Consider the following 15,571-nt stretch of genomic DNA (forward strand, 5'->3'; position numbering starts at 1 on the left):
AAATACATAGTTCATCTTTTGGGACGCGGTGTTGTCTCGTCCTAAAAAACTTTACAACTTTCCTAGAACCTGCTCCATTCCTTAATTACCTAGCCTACTGTAAGGACCCCATTTTTCCGACAACTACCATTGATCGAGCTAGGCTCTGCTATGAAAGATGCCATATCAGCCCATTTTTTGACAGAGACAATTTCCTTTTATCAAACAGCTCATTCATCATCATCCAAACTCGGTCCGTCAACGTGAAGTATTTTGTCCTACTCAGATCCTTTTCTGTACGATAACCGGTCATCGATATCTTTTCAATAGTAATGACTTCATCTCCGGACTTCCAGTATACTGGAGGGTTTATCAGAAAGACTACAGTTGATGTTTTCAATAATGGTTCTCTGTACTCTAATTCCTTCGAAAACGCACTAAAGACAGCACCAAAATTAAATACATGCCCATCAGCGTCGTGCATATTGATATAATGCATCTTCATGATTTCCATTTCATCAACAATAACTTTACCGCCTAAATCAATGCGTGTAACAATTGGTCTATAAAGCATAACATTCAGATGGAGATCCAATGTCGCGATCTCTATGTCTTTTCCAAAATCAGCATCATCTTCTCCTATCTCCTTCAACTCGACCAGCTTTATACCCTTGTGTTCAGCATACATTACCGTATCCTTTGTAAATCCGGATTTACATACGATTATTCCCTTTGCTATATCTGAGTCAAGCATAATTTCAGATAGTTTCATAACAATATCCTTATTAGCTTTTTGCTTGCAATATTTACATTCAATCGCTGTACGGAAACTTTGCTTCCCATCAAATTGCTCAGTCAATACATCCACCTGATGTTTTACGCCAGACTTACCTTGCACAATACATTTATTACCATACCCTACTACCTTAATTCCATGTTCAGCACCTAGTGACTCGTAAATGTATTTGGTAATGGCTTCATAATCCTCCCAGTTTATTTCGGTTGTTTCAGACATAGATTTCAGAAATTTTGTTGTACAGATCGGCAATAACAAGAAAATAAGCTCCTCTCACTATAAAGATAATCAAATAAATCTCTCTTAATTAACTGTATAAATCCCGATAGATTTTTCAAGAAAACAGCACCAACTCTATATACCTCCCCTCAGCCCCTAACTAGGTCCGCCGATAATTTGGAGATAAAACAAGAGTAATAATTGTAAAAAGAACTATCTTGTGACAACTAAAGACATTTATTACAATTTTTTATGTATATCAAGAATATATAATTTTTTTTCAACTTTTTGATTTTCAATATTTTATATTTTTTAAATTTAGAGAGTTTTAATTTTTTACTGCGAAGCATAAAAGAAAGAATATATAATTAATAAGGGCAGTGTGACAATGGTAAACAAAACCAATACTAATCAAGAACAATTTAATGCTTTTCTTATTTCGGTTTTAAAGAAAAGCTTTTGTAGTTCAGGAATTGAATTGAACGAAGCTTTGGTAGGTGAGTTCGGTGTAACACCCCAGTATGCAAGACAAATTCTTAAAAGAAGTGTTGAGAAAGAAAGAATAAAATCATCTGCTCCCCATATGTTCGGCACTGGACAGTACGTGTATTTTTTAAGTAAGGAGAATTTAAACTTATCAAACGTATTAAAGATCTGTAAAAAATATCGTCCTCCCATTTACAGATTACTAGAGTTAATGCGAATGAATGGCGGAATTGTATCTATCTATGAGGCACTAAAAATCACATCAACTCCAATCAAGAAAAATTCGGCTAAGATTTCTTTATTGTCGGACATTGAGTATATACTCACAGAACTTTCTATTATTTATAGAAAAAAGGATGAAAATAGTGTAGAGTACCTTATCCTTTACGAACAGAATCAAAAATTAAGTTCTCCAGTAGAAAATCAAAAGATATCAGACCATTATAATAAGATGGTCACTGACTGTACATTATTACCAGATGTGTTACGTTGGCTTATCAATTCGAATATTATCGGCAATTCTCAACCGATATATAGAAATAAGAAAACACCTGGTAGAGGTGCTGTTCAAAACAACTTGGTTTGGGACGCATACGGCTATACTAAAGCGACAGGCATAAATCCCAGTCTAGCTGTTAAAAGTGATAATACAGAAAAACAAACACTCGTGGTTCTCGATGTTGTTCTAAGTTCTGATTATACTAACATTTATTTGGATGCTTTTGTTGAAAGAATTCAACACAATAGGCACTCAACAAAAGGAGACAGTAGAAAAATTCTCCCTATTGTGGTCTATAAGTCTGCTTCACAACTGGTTGTTAATACACTTGGCAAGCTGGGTATTATCGCTTTCGACATCAATTCTATCTTCGGGACTAAGATTGTTGACATCCTGCTTAAAACGCAAAATTTAGTTCAATTAATAAACGATCCTGAGGATATTGAAAAAGAGATTTCCAATATATTGAAAACTATATCGAACGCCGGGCAGGAAGATGCATTAAGAGATTTAAAAGGCACGTTATTTGAGTTTTTAATGTACCCATTAATAGTAAATTTATATCCCCAAACTCATATAGAGCGTGGAAAAATATTATCTTCTGAAACAGTTGACGAAACCGGAGAAACAACTATCGAGAGGTACGAATATGATTATATAGTAGTAAATAATAATCCTCCTGAACTCATTTTCATCGAATTAAAGGGGTATAATTCTGGTGCAACTATCCCGTTAGGGGATCGAAACACGAAATCATCTTTGAAATGGTTTTTTCGGCGTACTCTTCCATTTGGAATTAAACAATATGATAGATATATTAAGGAGGGTAAAGTTGGTAAAGGCGTGTACATCACATCAGCAAATTTCTACCCCGATGGTCACGATTTTATAGCCACTATAAACAAAAGTAAGCTTAAGCCTTTACAACTAGAAGCAGGATATGAAAGACAATCACTTATAAAGCTCTTAACCGAACGGGGGTTTAATAATGAAGTAAAGATTATCGAAAAATTCTACACTAAAGAAACGGAATCTTGACACAGTTCATTTTACAGAGTCAGTTTTTAAACTGTTTTGATTTCCCAGACGTCGGTGTCAATCCCATTTAGTTGAGCATCAAATCTGTTTTTGTGTATTGCGACGCAAAGCAAGTCTGTTGGGCGAGAGAAGCCTACATAAGCCATTTTAATCGAACTCTTGTGATGAACCCTATTATCATTAAAATGATTACCTAAGAATTGGCTTTGTTGCCTTTGAGATTCGTAGCTACTGTGATAGTAGGACTCCAGATATAGAGTGGCACAATGAGTTTGACCTTTCGCGGAATGGACAATCCTGATTATCAAGTCTGATGAGTAATTTATATTGGCTCCAGTTCAATTGCGAATACAGTGTATTCGCAATTGGAAAAACACGATAAAATTGTCGGAACAACTCAATTTGCTGCCTCGAATATCCACTGCCATATTCGGGCTCTAATTCTTTGGCAATATATTCGGTAAGATACTTCCCATAATCTGCACGTTCTTTACCCTCTTGTTCTTCTTCGAATATACGTCGCCCAATATGCCAGTACATCAACGTTCGCTGATGATCCACGGCTCGTATAGCCTTATCTCTGGATTGGGCTATGATTGTCTTTATATCCGAGATTATAGATTGGTTTATAAGCATAATGTTTATAATAGTTATAAAACAAATATAATAAATAAAACTAATATATTTAGTATTTATTACTTTTTATAGATGCGCTATTTTCACGAAGCTCTTGCAGAATCAAAGCGTCCAATGTGATACGATAATATTCGGCGAGCTTGGCCAACAATACTATGGAAGGCTCTGCAAGACCATATTCATACTTAGAATAGCGGGAACGCGTAATGCCGAGATCGTCCGCAAGCTCCTGTTGGGATCTCCCTTTGCGTGCGCGCAGATACTTCATATTTTCAGACAGATAAAACATTGTTCCAATTTTGAACAACAATATTACTAATTAATTTAGTATTTAAACCTAGCTTTGATAAAATTTAACACAGAAGGCTATAGATGGAACGCGCAATTGTACATATGGACCTGGATACATTTTTCGTATCCTGCGAACGGCTCAACAACGATAAACTGAAGGGGATACCGGTCATCGTGGGTGGTGGGGAACGTGGCGTGGTGGCTTCCTGCTCGTATGAGGCACGTTTCTACGGGGTACGCTCGGCCATGCCCATCAAGATGGCACTGCGCCTATGTCCCGAAGCCCGCGTGGTAAAGGGCGATATGGAGATGTACTCCCGCCTGTCGCAGACTGTAACGCATGTGATCGAAGAAAAGGCACCTGTAGTCAAGAAGGCCAGCATCGATGAGCATTACCTCGACATCTCCGGAATGGACAAATTCTTCGGCGCTTACAAATGGACGGAGGAACTTTCGCAGTCCATCACCCACCATACGGGCCTCCCGATCAGCTTTGCCCTCTCCGTTAACAAGACCGTGGCCAAGATCGGTACGGGCGAGGCCAAGCCAACGGGCAGGAAAGAGATTCGGCAGGAGATGGTGAAACCTTTCCTGAGCCCGCTATCGATCAAAAAGATACCCATGCTGGGCGATACAACCTTTCAGCTGCTCTCGCGCATCGGAATCCGCCAGATCTATACCCTGGCGGAGATGCCCGTCGAGGTGCTGCAGCAGATGATCGGCAAGAACGGCATCGATATCTGGAAGAAGGCTAACGGCATAGACCATAGCCCGGTGGAACCTTATACGGAGCGTAAGTCGATCTCGACCGAACATACCTTCGGACAGGATACGATCGATATGGCCAAACTGCGTGGACTGATAACGGGGATGGTGGAGAAGCTGGCCTACCAGCTCCGCAGCGAGCAGTGGCTGACCTGCACGGTGGTGCTCAAGATACGCTATTCGAACTTTGATACCGAGACCCGGCAGTGCCGTATTCCCTACACCTCTGCCGACCATACGCTCTCGCGCAGCGTAATGGAGCTTTTCGACAAACTGTACAACCGCCGCATGCGCATACGGCTGGTGGGTGTGCGCTTTACCAACCTGGTGCGGGGCAGCCTGCAGATCAACCTGTTTGAGGATACGCAGGAAATGGTATCGCTGTACCAGGCGATGGACCGTATCAAAAACCGCTTCGGATACGATAAGGTGGGCAAGGCGTCGGGATTCAGGCTTTCACCGAAAAAGGAGAAATAGCCATGTACCTGAACTGCCACTCGTTCCATAGCCTGCGCTACGGTACCCTATCGCTGGAGACACTGGTTGCCCGGGCGCGGGCGCTGGATATCGCCGCGCTCGCCCTCACGGATATCAATACGGTAACAGGGATCTACGATTTTACACGGGCCTGCCTCAAAGTGGGGATAAAACCGATCGTGGGCATGGAGATCCGCAACGATGACCGCCTGCTGTACATCGGCCTGGCGAAAAAGCAATCGGGTATCGGCGAACTGTGCAGGCTGCTTACTGCCCGTAACTGCGACAGTATAGCGCTGCCTACCATAGCGCCCGACTTTGCGGAGGTAACGGTGATCTATCCGCTCGCAAATGTGCCGCCGGAGCTGAAAGCGCACGAGTATGTGGGGGTGCGCCCCTCGGAGGTAAACCTGCTGATCCGGCCGGAATGGAAGCGGTACTTGGAGCGGATGCTGATCCTGAGTCCGGTGACGGTGTCCAATAAAACGGAGCACAACCTGCACCGCATTCTGCGGGCCATAGACCGCAATGTGATCCTCTCCAAACTTGAACCGCATGAGGTATGTGCTATCGGGGAAACGATGGAACCGGTCGACAAGCTGCTGGAGGTATACCGCGATTATCCGCAGCTGATCGCCAATACGGTGATGGTGATGGAGGGCTGTAGTTTTGAATTTGACTTTACCACGCCCAAAAACAAAAAATACTATACGGATAGCCGGCAGGGGGACGCCACGTTCCTGACGGGCCTCGCAAGGGCGGGACTGAAAAAGCGCTATGGCGAAAACCATGTGGCCGCCCGTGAGCGGATGGAAAAGGAACTGAAGGTGATCGATGAGCTGGGGTTCAGCGGTTATTTTCTGATTACCTGGGACATCATCCGATACAGCAACAGCATGGGCTTTATGCATATCGGCCGCGGCAGTGGTGCCAACAGCATCATCGCCTACTGCCTGGGGATAACGGATATCTGTCCGCTGGAACTGGACCTCTACTTTGAACGCTTCCTGAACCTGAACCGCAAGACACCGCCGGACTTTGACATCGACTGGAGCTGGCAGGACCGGGATACCATACTGGAGTATATCTTTGACCGCTACGGCAAGGACCACGTGGCGTTCTGTGGTACGAATGTGGAGTTTAAGTACCGCTCGATATTCCGCGAGGTGGGCAAGGTATTCGGACTGCCCAAGGAGGAGCTGGATGCCCTGGCGACGCAGTCGGTCGATATGCACGACGACAGCTCGGTAGTGAAGCTGGTGCAAAAGTACGGCAAGATGCTGGAGAAATATCCGAACCAGCGGAGCATGCACTCCTGCGGGATCCTGATCTCGGAGGAGCCGATTACGGATTACTAGGCGCTGGAGATGCCGCCAAAGGGGTTCCCGATCGTGCAGTTTGACATGCATGTTGCCGAGGAGATCGGACTGGAGAAATTTGATATCCTGAGCCAGCGCGGTATCGGCAGCATCAACGATGCGGCGAAGCTGATCCGTAAGAACCGGGGCATACAGGTGGATATACGGGATACGGCCCTATCCAAGAATGAGGCTCGCTGCAATGACTTTCTGAGCCGTGGGCAGACGATCGGCTGCTTCTACATCGAATCGCCGGCGATGCGCGGCCTACTGCGCCGCCTGAAATGTGCGGACTACCCGACGCTCGTAGCGGCTTCTTCGATCATCCGCCCGGGGGTCGCCCAGTCGGGCATGATGAAGGAATACATCTTCCGCCACAACTGCCCCGACAGCTTTGAATATTTTCACGAGGTGTTTGAAGAGCACCTGGGCGATACGTACGGCATCATGGTGTACCAGGAGGATGTGATCAAGATTGCCATGCACTTTGGTGGCCTCTCTGCTGCCGACGGGGATGTGCTGCGCCGCGCGATGAGTGGCAAGGGGCGCTCGCTGGCGGCCCTGCAGCGGGTGAAGGATAATTTCTTTGCTTCCTGTGCGGCCATTGGACATCCCGAGGGGCTGAGCCGTGAGGTGTACCGGCAGATTGAATCGTTTGCAGGCTATTCGTTCTGCAAGGCGCACTCGGCTTCCTATGCCGTGGAAAGCTACCAGAGCTTGTACCTCAAGGTACACTACCCGATTGAATTTATGGTGGCGGTGATCAATAACCAGGGTGGATTTTACCGCACGGAGGTATATGTGCACGAGGCGCGGATGTCGGGGGCCAGGGTAACGACGCCCTGTGTGAATAAAAGCGACTACGAAACGACGGTATACGGGGATGAGGTTTTTCTGGGCTTTATGCACCTGCAGAGCCTGGAATCGCGCCTGGCACGGCTTATCCCGGAGGAACGTGCACAGCATGGCGCTTTCTGCTCGCTGGAGGATTTCATACAGCGGATCCCCATCGGTATCGAAGGGGTGCAGATCCTGATCTTTATCGGTGCCTTCCGCTTTACGGGAAAAAGTAAAAATGAACTGCTGGTGCAGGCGCGCCTACTGCTCGTGAATTTTAGGCCGCAGGACAGAAACCTGATGCTGATCCGGGAGCCGGCAAAGGAGTATAAGCTGCCTGTGCTGGAGCGGTCGGCTTTTGAAGATGCCTTTGACGAGATCGAACTGCTGAGCTTCCCGGTATCGTGCAGTCCGTTTGACCTGCTGCAGACGCGGTACCGCGGCGATGTGATGGCACGGGACCTAACGGCACACCACAAACGGCAGGTGAAGATGCTGGCCTATCTGATATCGCGCAAGCATGTGCCCACCAAAAGGGGTACGATGTTTTTCGGTACGTGGATCGACGTAAATGGCGACTACTTTGATACGGCACACTTCCCCGACTCGCTCCAACATTCGCCTTTTAAGGGCGGTGGCTGCTACCTGCTGCTGGGTACCGTGGAGGTGGACTACCACTTCCCTACCCTTACCATCCATAAGATGGCGAAGCTACCGTTTATCCCCGACCCGCGCTATGCACACGATAAGAAGCATGCCTTTGATGTACACCGGCAGATCCGCGAGGATGTAAGCATGACGCAGCGTGCGCCCTACCCCCAGGAGCACGAGATCGGATTACCGAGAAGGAAAATGGGGTGAGTTGGCAATGACGTTGTTTGCCAACGTGGAAAACAGATTCGCAATTTGCAAATCGAAAAATAATTGTTTTTCTTTATACAGTAAGGTGTAAACATAATAATACCCGACATAGACAATGGAGATAAAAAATATTCATGTAACTGTTTACGATTTTTAATATGTGGACACCAGTTAAAATAGAAAGAATAGAAAAAGACATAGAATATTGTAGTGATATTTTATTCAACAAACCCAATTGTTTAAAATTTTGGGAGTATATAAAAATTGTACCCGAAAAATGGAAAGAGCGAACAGTGGATGAAGAAGGCGGTGGCTTTTGGGTTGTAGCAGTACTTGGGAAATCAGTAATCTATTACAATGACATTGAAGAAGGCTACAATTTGTCAACTTTCACAAATTATGGAAAAATTGACAACTACTATTGCAACCAAATGGAGCTTCACGAAATGATTGAAAGTTTATTTTAAGATAAGTTACATAGACGACCAATTAAACAGCCGTTTGAATATAAGGGCGACATAATTGAAGAAAAGACAAATATTTTTAAAATAGAGGATATCCGAAAGGAAATAGACATGTATGAAAACTATATGTCATTTTGTAGTATGGGAGCGGATAAAGTCCTCGAATTTAGCCCATCATTTCTTGAAAACGCAGCTTTCCAGAAAAAAGAACATAGGCTATATCTCCATTGCAAAACATCGGACAATAAAAGTTTGAATAAGGAGATTACGATCGTTTTTGAATGAATATAAAATGTATATGCAAGCACCCCCTGAAAAAAGACTGTTAGCGGATAAAGATCACTTTATGAAATGTATAATAAAAATACTTCTATTGTTCCTTATGTCGTGCAATTGGTTCTTCGCTAGAGGCCAATTGATAAAGCCGATAATACCAGATAAATATATCATACAGCCCTTTAGCGACAACGCACTTGAATTGAAATTCCAAATTCTAAGAGAATTAAAATTTTCTGGCGATGCCAAGAAAAAGAATATCAAGGAAATATTACAGGCGAAAATATTCTTCGATCAGAATGGAAAGATCTGCAGTTCTACCCCTTTGTCAACCATTGGGAACGGCGTAGAGGAAAGCTTAGTAAAAGTCGTGGCCAATTATGCAGCCAAAAATAAAAGAAAGCGCGTAGATAAGAAGATGCTGCTCAGATCGGACACATCAAGTAGCTATCTTTTACAACTGCCCATATATATGTATGATGAAAAAATAAACTACATGTCTACGGGAATGGCCGGAAATGGAATTGCTATTCAGGGCAATTACAACGGACAAAGGATATTGGTACTCGACTTGAGCTATATCGGGAAAGAATCTGATTTCACAGGCATGTTACCGCACGGAGGTTTTCAGGCATTTGTTAATGAAATCGGTGGCTTATTCACATCCAATATGAAGCATTTTTTGTCGAGCGGGTCTATGACCAAAACAGGAGATGCCACAATAAAATTTAACGTGGACGAAAACGGAAAACTAACCGATATACAAACTTTAGGCAGTACAAATGTGCTAAATAAGAATTTCATAAAAGTTCTGAAGAGGTATGCAGAAGTGTTTAGATGGAATCCGCCATCAAATGTAGAATTGAACGATTATGAATTTGTTCTCTATATTAATCTGAGTTAGTTATTAATGAGATAGGAAAAATTAAAAAAAAATAATATAATGAAAATTTTGACCGCAATTTCTTTGATCTTTTTCTCATCAACAACTTTTGCACAAACAAAAATGAGGCTTCTTAATGAACTTGTAAATAAAACGGAACCAAGTTGGAATTTCGTAAAACAATGGATCGATTCTGCTAAAAACAAAGTAGAAATACTGTCGGTCGATACAGCAAAGGCAAATGCAGCATTATACAAAACCCAGGTCACAACACGTTCTCCAATGGGCGCGATTGTCTACATGACGGGAGGCCTTTTAGTTGATAGTGGCTGGATTAGAATACTCGGCTCCGGAAATCCAAAACTAAACAGAACTCTTCCCGATTGGAATAAAGGCAAATCTTTTCAGAAATTTGGAGAAAATCCCTCTTTTTTACTAATCGCAGATGATGTAATAGGTGGATTTTTTCTTCTAAATGGTGGTGGTCTCGGTGATGACTTGGGTAAAATCTACTATTTTTCGCCAGATAATCTAGAGTATGAACCGCTGGGGTTAAGCTACACAGAATTCTTAATATTTTGCTTTAACACCAATCTTGACGATTTTTATGGGGATTACAGGTGGACAAACTGGAAAGATGATGTTGCCAAATTAGGAGGTGACAATGTATATAATTTTTTTCCAACCCTGTGGACAAACGAAGGTAAAGACATTTCTAAAGTTTCAAAACAAGCAGTGCCCATTGAAGAACAATATAATTTAAATATTGAATTTAGAAAGCAACTTGGTCTTGCTAAGTAAGTATAGCCTGGTGGATTGAGCAGCGATAGTCGCGGGAATTTGTAGAACTATTATTAAGATTAAAAATGACAAAAGACAAAACCCATAGGATACTTGACATAACTGACGAAATAATTCTGTGGCACGAATTTGAGGATGTCTATATGACGATAAAACCCTCAAATCAACAAATTTACTTGGGAGCAATTTATAGCGAGCCATCGTGTGGTCTGATTAGCACAAAAAACAACTGGTGTTTGGTTGGCGGTACCGCACTTATCCTTTGGACAAAAAAAGAAATCGTCGGAATCAACGACCATGACCTTCAACATATTTTTGATATCAGAGAGACAAGCGAGAATAAAGTAGAACTTCTGATTGACCCTTGGGCAGACAATTCTGCTATTTGGGGGTTCGATATTATCACAAAAGAAAAGAATAAAATCAAAGATTTTATCGCGTTCAAAGGAAAAGCATATACCAACCGTGTAGTATGGTAAACTTAGGCTATAATGGCCATCTATTTGTTAAGCCGCGGCGGTATGCACACGATAAGAAGCATGCCTTTGATGTACACCGGCAGATCCGCGAGGATGTAAGCATGACGCAGCGTGCGCCCTACCCCCAGGAGCACGAGATCGGATTACCGAGAAGGAAAATGGGGTGAGTGATGTTTACCTCCGGTGAGCTCCCTTTGGTCGGTTTGCCAAACATAATTTTCCCATTCGTACTAAATTAGTTTACAACATTTCACTATATTCACGATACTTTTTAACGCAATGCATATATAAGAAATATTTGGCGAACCGAAGGCCAAGCACTACAAAGTAACACGAGTTGCGCTAAAAAAGTAGTTACCTGCAAGCTTAAAAGACGACAACAATGACTGACAGAATCGAACAATTTTTCAAATCATATTGGACAACAGGAATGAAGTCTGTATATAACGACAAAGTTCCGAAAGAAATGATGCAATCAGTCGTTGACAAAGAGGGTTGGTATGAATGGAAACTCATTTCAGGGACATTGACTACTGACGATTATAAAAAAGTAGAAGCAAAATTTAAAGCCACATTTCCAGACAACTTTATTGAATGGCATAAACGATATTTTTTCGCAGACTGTGACTGTTCAATAATAAGACTTCCACATTCTTTGCCGACAAAACCGTTGGAGAAATTAATCGACAATCTTTACTGGGACATCCCAGAACAACTTATCCCGCTCGGACTCATTCCATTTGCAGACGAAGGGAATGACGCAGGCCCGTTAGTGTTTGACACAAGAAACACAACTGATATGAAAGATTTTCCTATTAGAGTGTACGACCACGAATATGGTGGCGACTTGGCCGGTTTAAGCGAAATTATATTCTCATCGTTTGATAAAATGTTAGAATGTTTGACGCATTTCCTAACTGAGACCAAGACGAGAAAACGCTTTGAAGTAATACCCGATTTTTATACAATTGACCCTAACGGTGCAGGTTCGACAGGAAAATCATATTGGGCAAGTTGGACACAAATGGAAAAAGCAAACTTTGAAGAATTTGGATACTAAATCAACAGTGGACAGAAAGCCAGCAGGTAACATCGGTTTGGCAATATTGCGGCTGAAGTGCTTCTATGAAACATTTGTGCTATAAATCCTCCACATAGCCAAGCCGTAAACCGTTAGCGAGCATAAAAAAAGTGACACAACAAATGACACCACGACTAATAACAATATTGACATTACTAATTGGACTTGGACTTTTTTCATATTCCTTGACTTTGCCTTATTACAAAGACCAAAAATCGGCAGACGACTTAATTGGCAACTCATACGATATGGACAAGTCTGACTATTACAAAAAAGAAGCAGAACCAAGAACAAACAAAGTAATATTTATGGATTTGGGTTCAGGACTTACGATTGGCCTCTTTATGCGAACTGTTCTCATCGCATACCACCGTGGACACTGCACGGCATAATGAGCTCATGCTTTATTTCGAAGGGGTCAACAAGGCCCGGAACCATCCCGGCTTCACTTTTCTATATCACTATCAGCAATATGTCGAGCTAGCGGCAGAACCCTACAGCTATATAAATTGCTTCATAAAAAATACTTCGATTAATATCCAGCGGAAGATATTTGACCAGCCTCTTAATGTGCACTTATCGAGAAGACTATTTCAAGAGTTTATTTCAAGCCTATATCCTTTTCCGCGTATAACAACAATTTTAATGTTCGGGTCGAGCTCCAATTTTTTTCTAAGCTTGGATATGAACATATCCAGACTTCGTCCCACGATAATACCGTCATCTTCCCAGATTTCCTTTTGCAGTCGGCTTCTCTCAATGATTTTGTTCGGAGACGATGCGAAAATAAGCAAGACACGACTTTCCGTTGCGGTAAGATCTATGGTCTTTTCATTGATGATAAGTTTCCTGTTTTTTTCATCAAACAATACCGAGCCCAAAGTGAATAGACCAGTTTGCTGATTTTCTGGTAAAACTTTTCGTGGCTTTGAAGGTTTAGATCTCAAAAAAATAAAACCAATAAAAGCTAAAAAAGAGAGGCTGCCCATAAGATATGCACCCTTTGGTATGTTTACCCCTGTTGGTTTGAATTTGATGTTGATCATGTAACAAGCCTTGGGTTGTTTTCTTCCTATACAGGATACAATATCATCTTTTTTATTCTTAGATACTGAATATCCATAAGCTACACTGGAGTTGGCACAGTTCAAAACATTAATAATGTAATCACTCGAAAGCGGATCTTTCGCCAACACTCGCTTTGTAATATTCACCAAAGAATCCGGCTGAAAAGTAAGTTCGTTCTCAAAGCTGATCTGATATTCATTCTCTGTAATCTTTTTTACCGGAAGCACTCTTGATGTACTGTCGCCTGACTGTAAAAGTAACTCATGTCCTATTCTGCGAAGTAACACTTCCCTTTTGGCAAAATCAAAGTCGTCCTTATCCTCAGTACTGAAAGCTGCACAGATTACAAAGATCAATGAGAGCGATATGAACATAAAAATGTATTTGCGCTTTACTGAGAAGAAATTTTGACTAAGATGCATAGTGTCAATTTATTATTTACAAAGTTTACAATTTTATTTACAATCTAAATCCCAAAAGCAGAAAAATATCCAAGTATTTTCGCTGAGTCAACTTTGATAGAGTATAAAAAACAAAAGTATCTATAAATCAAAGGTTCCAAAAGCACAGGCAAAAAAGCCAGCACTGAATATACGTTAATAACAGTTCTGCTTAGAGTTTTTGTAGGGTTTAAGAGTAGCAAAATATTCAAATACGACAAAGAACGCCACCGCAATTAATCCTAATTCTGTCGTCAAGGCAGATAACAATGGAAATATCAAAATCAAGCATTTTTAAAATATTTAACAAAAAAAGATTACTACCTATAATGAAATACCTATACACTTTCGTTCTAATTTTCCTTTGTCAAGAACTGTTCAACATACTTTATGCGCAGGAAAATAAATATTCTCCTAAAATAGAGCTAAAAATAAGAGCAATAGAAAACAATCTCGGTCTTCCGATACGCATTGAAGGTGATACGAATCACACCCTGATGGAAAGAATGAATTTTTATCATGTCAAGGGTGTTAGTATTGCAATTATTAAAGACTATAAAATAGAATGGGTAAAGGCATATGGTTGGGCTGATAGTGCTGAGCAACGACGTGCTACCACCAGTACTTTATTTCAAGCAGGTTCAGTAAGTAAATCGCTAAATAGCGTTGGTGTTTTAAAAATGGTACAGGATAAAAAACTGGATATCTATGCTGATGTCAACGATTATCTAACAACATGGAAGTTTCCATATGATTCATTATCTAAAAGCAAAAAAGTAACGCTTGCAAACCTGCTCAGCCATACAGCCGGTTTAGGTGTACATGGCTTCCCCGGCTATGAAAGAGGAGGCACGATTCCTACACTGGTACAAATACTTAACGGCGAAAGACCCGCTAACACGGCTGCAGTCCGTTCCGTATTTGAACCTGGATTGAAAGGTCAATACTCAGGTGGGGGAACTATGATTTCTCAGCTCGTAGTACAAGACATCACAAAAAAACCTTATGATACGTTTATGTGGCAAAATGTATTAAGGCCCATGGGTATGAAAAATAGCTTTTATACCCAGCCCGCGCCAGAAAGTAAACAAAAACTTTTGGCCTCCGGATATTATGCTGATGGTAAAGAGGTAAAAGGAAAGTATCATATTTATCCGGAGCAAGCTGCTGCTGGATTATGGACAAACCCAACAGATCTGGCGCATTACATCATTGAGACACAATTGGCCTTAGCTGGAAAATCCAGCAAAGTGCTTTCAAAAGATATGACTAGATTAAGGCTCACGCCATATATCGACAAGTCAGCAGCGTTGGGTGTTTTCATTTATAAGCGAGGCGAAAACACTTACTTTGAACACTCCGGTTCAGATGAAGGTTTTGTCAGTGAATATTATGGTAGTATGGAAGGCGGGAATGGCGTAGTGGTGATGGCAAATACCGATAATGGAGCTATTTTAAACGAAATAATAAATAGTATTGCAACTGTTTATGAATGGAAAGATTTCTACAAGCCACTAAAAAGACCCAAGATCATTACTGTTTCAAAAAATATCCTGGAAAGCTATGTGGGAGAATATAAGTTTAAGGTGGATGATAAATTTTATATCAAAATTAGCTTTGCGAATGGAAAGTTTTTTTATTCAGAGCCTGATTGGGATGGATTTGAATTATTCGCCAGCGCTGAAAATGACTTTTTTTCGAAAGAATACCCTGTCGGCATTTCATTCAAGAAAGATGAAGCAGGCAAAATTATTGAATTGGAATATCATCGCGGTTCTAAGAACGAGAAATTTATAAAAGTTAAATAGTTGATAGTTCTTCTATTATTATGGCTCCC

Annotated in this window: 16 protein-coding genes; 12 read left to right on the plus strand and 4 right to left on the minus strand. The window is 41.7% G+C overall.

Annotated features, from left to right (window positions below):
- Nucleotides 1-148 precede the first annotated feature (148 nt).
- Nucleotides 149-994 (minus strand): restriction endonuclease, encoded by an 846-nt coding sequence (locus tag FAZ15_RS17355; RefSeq protein ID WP_136902581.1) that lies wholly within the window; start codon nt 992-994, stop codon nt 149-151.
- Between the two features lie 388 nt (nt 995-1,382).
- Here FAZ15_RS17355 and FAZ15_RS17360 point away from each other — a divergent pair, with 388 nt between their 5' ends.
- Nucleotides 1,383-3,017, plus strand: a complete 1,635-nt coding sequence (locus FAZ15_RS17360) for a hypothetical protein (RefSeq protein ID WP_136902582.1) — start codon at nt 1,383-1,385, stop codon at nt 3,015-3,017.
- Nucleotides 3,018-3,245: 228 nt separating this feature from the next.
- Here FAZ15_RS17360 and FAZ15_RS17365 read toward each other — a convergent pair whose 3' ends face one another.
- Together FAZ15_RS17365 and FAZ15_RS17370 are read right to left on the minus strand one after the other, a co-directional pair.
- Nucleotides 3,246-3,653: a DUF1016 N-terminal domain-containing protein gene (locus FAZ15_RS17365; RefSeq protein ID WP_202912436.1), complete on the minus strand. Its 408-nt coding sequence runs from the start codon at nt 3,651-3,653 to the stop codon at nt 3,246-3,248.
- Between the two features lie 49 nt (nt 3,654-3,702).
- Complete coding sequence (locus FAZ15_RS17370; protein WP_162304995.1) at nt 3,703-3,921, minus strand: helix-turn-helix domain-containing protein; 219 nt, start codon at nt 3,919-3,921, stop codon at nt 3,703-3,705.
- A 104-nt stretch (nt 3,922-4,025) separates the two neighbouring features.
- Here FAZ15_RS17370 and dinB point away from each other — a divergent pair, with 104 nt between their 5' ends.
- From dinB to FAZ15_RS17410, 10 genes are all read left to right on the plus strand, one after another.
- Nucleotides 4,026-5,186, plus strand: coding sequence for a DNA polymerase IV (gene dinB, locus FAZ15_RS17375; RefSeq protein WP_136902584.1), 1,161 nt, complete (start codon nt 4,026-4,028; stop codon nt 5,184-5,186).
- Nucleotides 5,187-5,188: 2 nt separating this feature from the next.
- Nucleotides 5,189-6,544: a PHP domain-containing protein gene (locus tag FAZ15_RS22910; RefSeq protein ID WP_238387296.1), complete on the plus strand. Its 1,356-nt coding sequence runs from the start codon at nt 5,189-5,191 to the stop codon at nt 6,542-6,544.
- A 9-nt stretch (nt 6,545-6,553) separates the two neighbouring features.
- The gene (locus tag FAZ15_RS22915) at nt 6,554-8,242 is read left to right on the plus strand and encodes a helix-hairpin-helix domain-containing protein (RefSeq protein ID WP_238387297.1); all 1,689 of its coding nucleotides are present in this window, start codon (nt 6,554-6,556) and stop codon (nt 8,240-8,242) included.
- A 158-nt stretch (nt 8,243-8,400) separates the two neighbouring features.
- Nucleotides 8,401-8,709 (plus strand): hypothetical protein, encoded by a 309-nt coding sequence (locus tag FAZ15_RS17385; RefSeq protein WP_238387298.1) that lies wholly within the window; start codon nt 8,401-8,403, stop codon nt 8,707-8,709.
- Between the two features lie 343 nt (nt 8,710-9,052).
- On the plus strand, nt 9,053-9,886 hold the full coding sequence (locus FAZ15_RS17390; protein WP_136902585.1) for an energy transducer TonB: 834 nt from the start codon (nt 9,053-9,055) through the stop codon (nt 9,884-9,886).
- Nucleotides 9,887-9,925: 39 nt separating this feature from the next.
- Nucleotides 9,926-10,666 carry a DUF2625 family protein gene (locus FAZ15_RS17395; RefSeq protein ID WP_202912437.1) on the plus strand — a complete coding sequence of 247 codons (741 nt, stop codon included), beginning with the start codon at nt 9,926-9,928 and terminating at the stop codon, nt 10,664-10,666.
- A 65-nt stretch (nt 10,667-10,731) separates the two neighbouring features.
- Nucleotides 10,732-11,145 carry a hypothetical protein gene (locus FAZ15_RS17400; protein ID WP_136902586.1) on the plus strand — a complete coding sequence of 138 codons (414 nt, stop codon included), beginning with the start codon at nt 10,732-10,734 and terminating at the stop codon, nt 11,143-11,145.
- The gene (locus FAZ15_RS22575; RefSeq protein WP_162304997.1) at nt 11,139-11,312 is read left to right on the plus strand and encodes a hypothetical protein; all 174 of its coding nucleotides are present in this window, start codon (nt 11,139-11,141) and stop codon (nt 11,310-11,312) included. The genes FAZ15_RS17400 and FAZ15_RS22575 overlap by 7 nt, the downstream gene beginning before the upstream one ends.
- A gap of 215 nt (nt 11,313-11,527) precedes the next feature.
- Nucleotides 11,528-12,205: an SMI1/KNR4 family protein gene (locus FAZ15_RS17405; RefSeq protein ID WP_136902587.1), complete on the plus strand. Its 678-nt coding sequence runs from the start codon at nt 11,528-11,530 to the stop codon at nt 12,203-12,205.
- A gap of 143 nt (nt 12,206-12,348) precedes the next feature.
- Entirely contained in the window at nt 12,349-12,618 is a 270-nt protein-coding gene (locus tag FAZ15_RS17410; RefSeq protein ID WP_136902588.1) for a hypothetical protein, read from the plus strand.
- 201 nt (nt 12,619-12,819) lie between these two features.
- Here FAZ15_RS17410 and FAZ15_RS17420 read toward each other — a convergent pair whose 3' ends face one another.
- Nucleotides 12,820-13,668: a winged helix-turn-helix domain-containing protein gene (locus FAZ15_RS17420; RefSeq protein ID WP_238387299.1), complete on the minus strand. Its 849-nt coding sequence runs from the start codon at nt 13,666-13,668 to the stop codon at nt 12,820-12,822.
- Nucleotides 13,669-14,003: 335 nt separating this feature from the next.
- Here FAZ15_RS17420 and FAZ15_RS17425 point away from each other — a divergent pair, with 335 nt between their 5' ends.
- Entirely contained in the window at nt 14,004-15,542 is a 1,539-nt protein-coding gene (locus FAZ15_RS17425) for a serine hydrolase domain-containing protein (protein ID WP_136902590.1), read from the plus strand.
- The last annotated feature ends 29 nt before the right edge of the window (nt 15,543-15,571 follow it).

This window comes from Sphingobacterium olei (assembly GCF_005048855.1).
In the GTDB taxonomy this organism is placed as follows: domain Bacteria; phylum Bacteroidota; class Bacteroidia; order Sphingobacteriales; family Sphingobacteriaceae; genus Sphingobacterium; species Sphingobacterium olei.

Bases quoted from the DNA above. Each gene is read 5' to 3' on its own strand.
- FAZ15_RS22910 (WP_238387296.1), top strand. From the start codon at position 5,189: ATGTACCTGAACTGCCACTCGTTCCATAGCCTGCGCTACGGTACCCTA.
- dinB (WP_136902584.1), top strand. From the start codon at position 4,026: ATGGAACGCGCAATTGTACATATGGACCTGGATACATTTTTCGTATCC.
- FAZ15_RS17390 (WP_136902585.1), top strand. From the start codon at position 9,053: ATGAAATGTATAATAAAAATACTTCTATTGTTCCTTATGTCGTGCAAT.
- FAZ15_RS22575 (WP_162304997.1), top strand. From the start codon at position 11,139: ATGGTAAACTTAGGCTATAATGGCCATCTATTTGTTAAGCCGCGGCGG.
- FAZ15_RS17395 (WP_202912437.1), top strand. From the start codon at position 9,926: ATGAAAATTTTGACCGCAATTTCTTTGATCTTTTTCTCATCAACAACT.
- FAZ15_RS17425 (WP_136902590.1), top strand. From the start codon at position 14,004: ATGGAAATATCAAAATCAAGCATTTTTAAAATATTTAACAAAAAAAGA.
- FAZ15_RS17355 (WP_136902581.1), bottom strand. From the start codon at position 994: ATGTCTGAAACAACCGAAATAAACTGGGAGGATTATGAAGCCATTACC.
- FAZ15_RS17370 (WP_162304995.1), bottom strand. From the start codon at position 3,921: ATGAAGTATCTGCGCGCACGCAAAGGGAGATCCCAACAGGAGCTTGCG.
- FAZ15_RS17360 (WP_136902582.1), top strand. From the start codon at position 1,383: ATGGTAAACAAAACCAATACTAATCAAGAACAATTTAATGCTTTTCTT.
- FAZ15_RS17410 (WP_136902588.1), top strand. From the start codon at position 12,349: ATGACACCACGACTAATAACAATATTGACATTACTAATTGGACTTGGA.
- FAZ15_RS17420 (WP_238387299.1), bottom strand. From the start codon at position 13,668: ATGTTCATATCGCTCTCATTGATCTTTGTAATCTGTGCAGCTTTCAGT.
- FAZ15_RS17365 (WP_202912436.1), bottom strand. From the start codon at position 3,653: ATGCTTATAAACCAATCTATAATCTCGGATATAAAGACAATCATAGCC.
- FAZ15_RS22915 (WP_238387297.1), top strand. From the start codon at position 6,554: ATGCCGCCAAAGGGGTTCCCGATCGTGCAGTTTGACATGCATGTTGCC.
- FAZ15_RS17405 (WP_136902587.1), top strand. From the start codon at position 11,528: ATGACTGACAGAATCGAACAATTTTTCAAATCATATTGGACAACAGGA.
- FAZ15_RS17385 (WP_238387298.1), top strand. From the start codon at position 8,401: ATGTGGACACCAGTTAAAATAGAAAGAATAGAAAAAGACATAGAATAT.
- FAZ15_RS17400 (WP_136902586.1), top strand. From the start codon at position 10,732: ATGACAAAAGACAAAACCCATAGGATACTTGACATAACTGACGAAATA.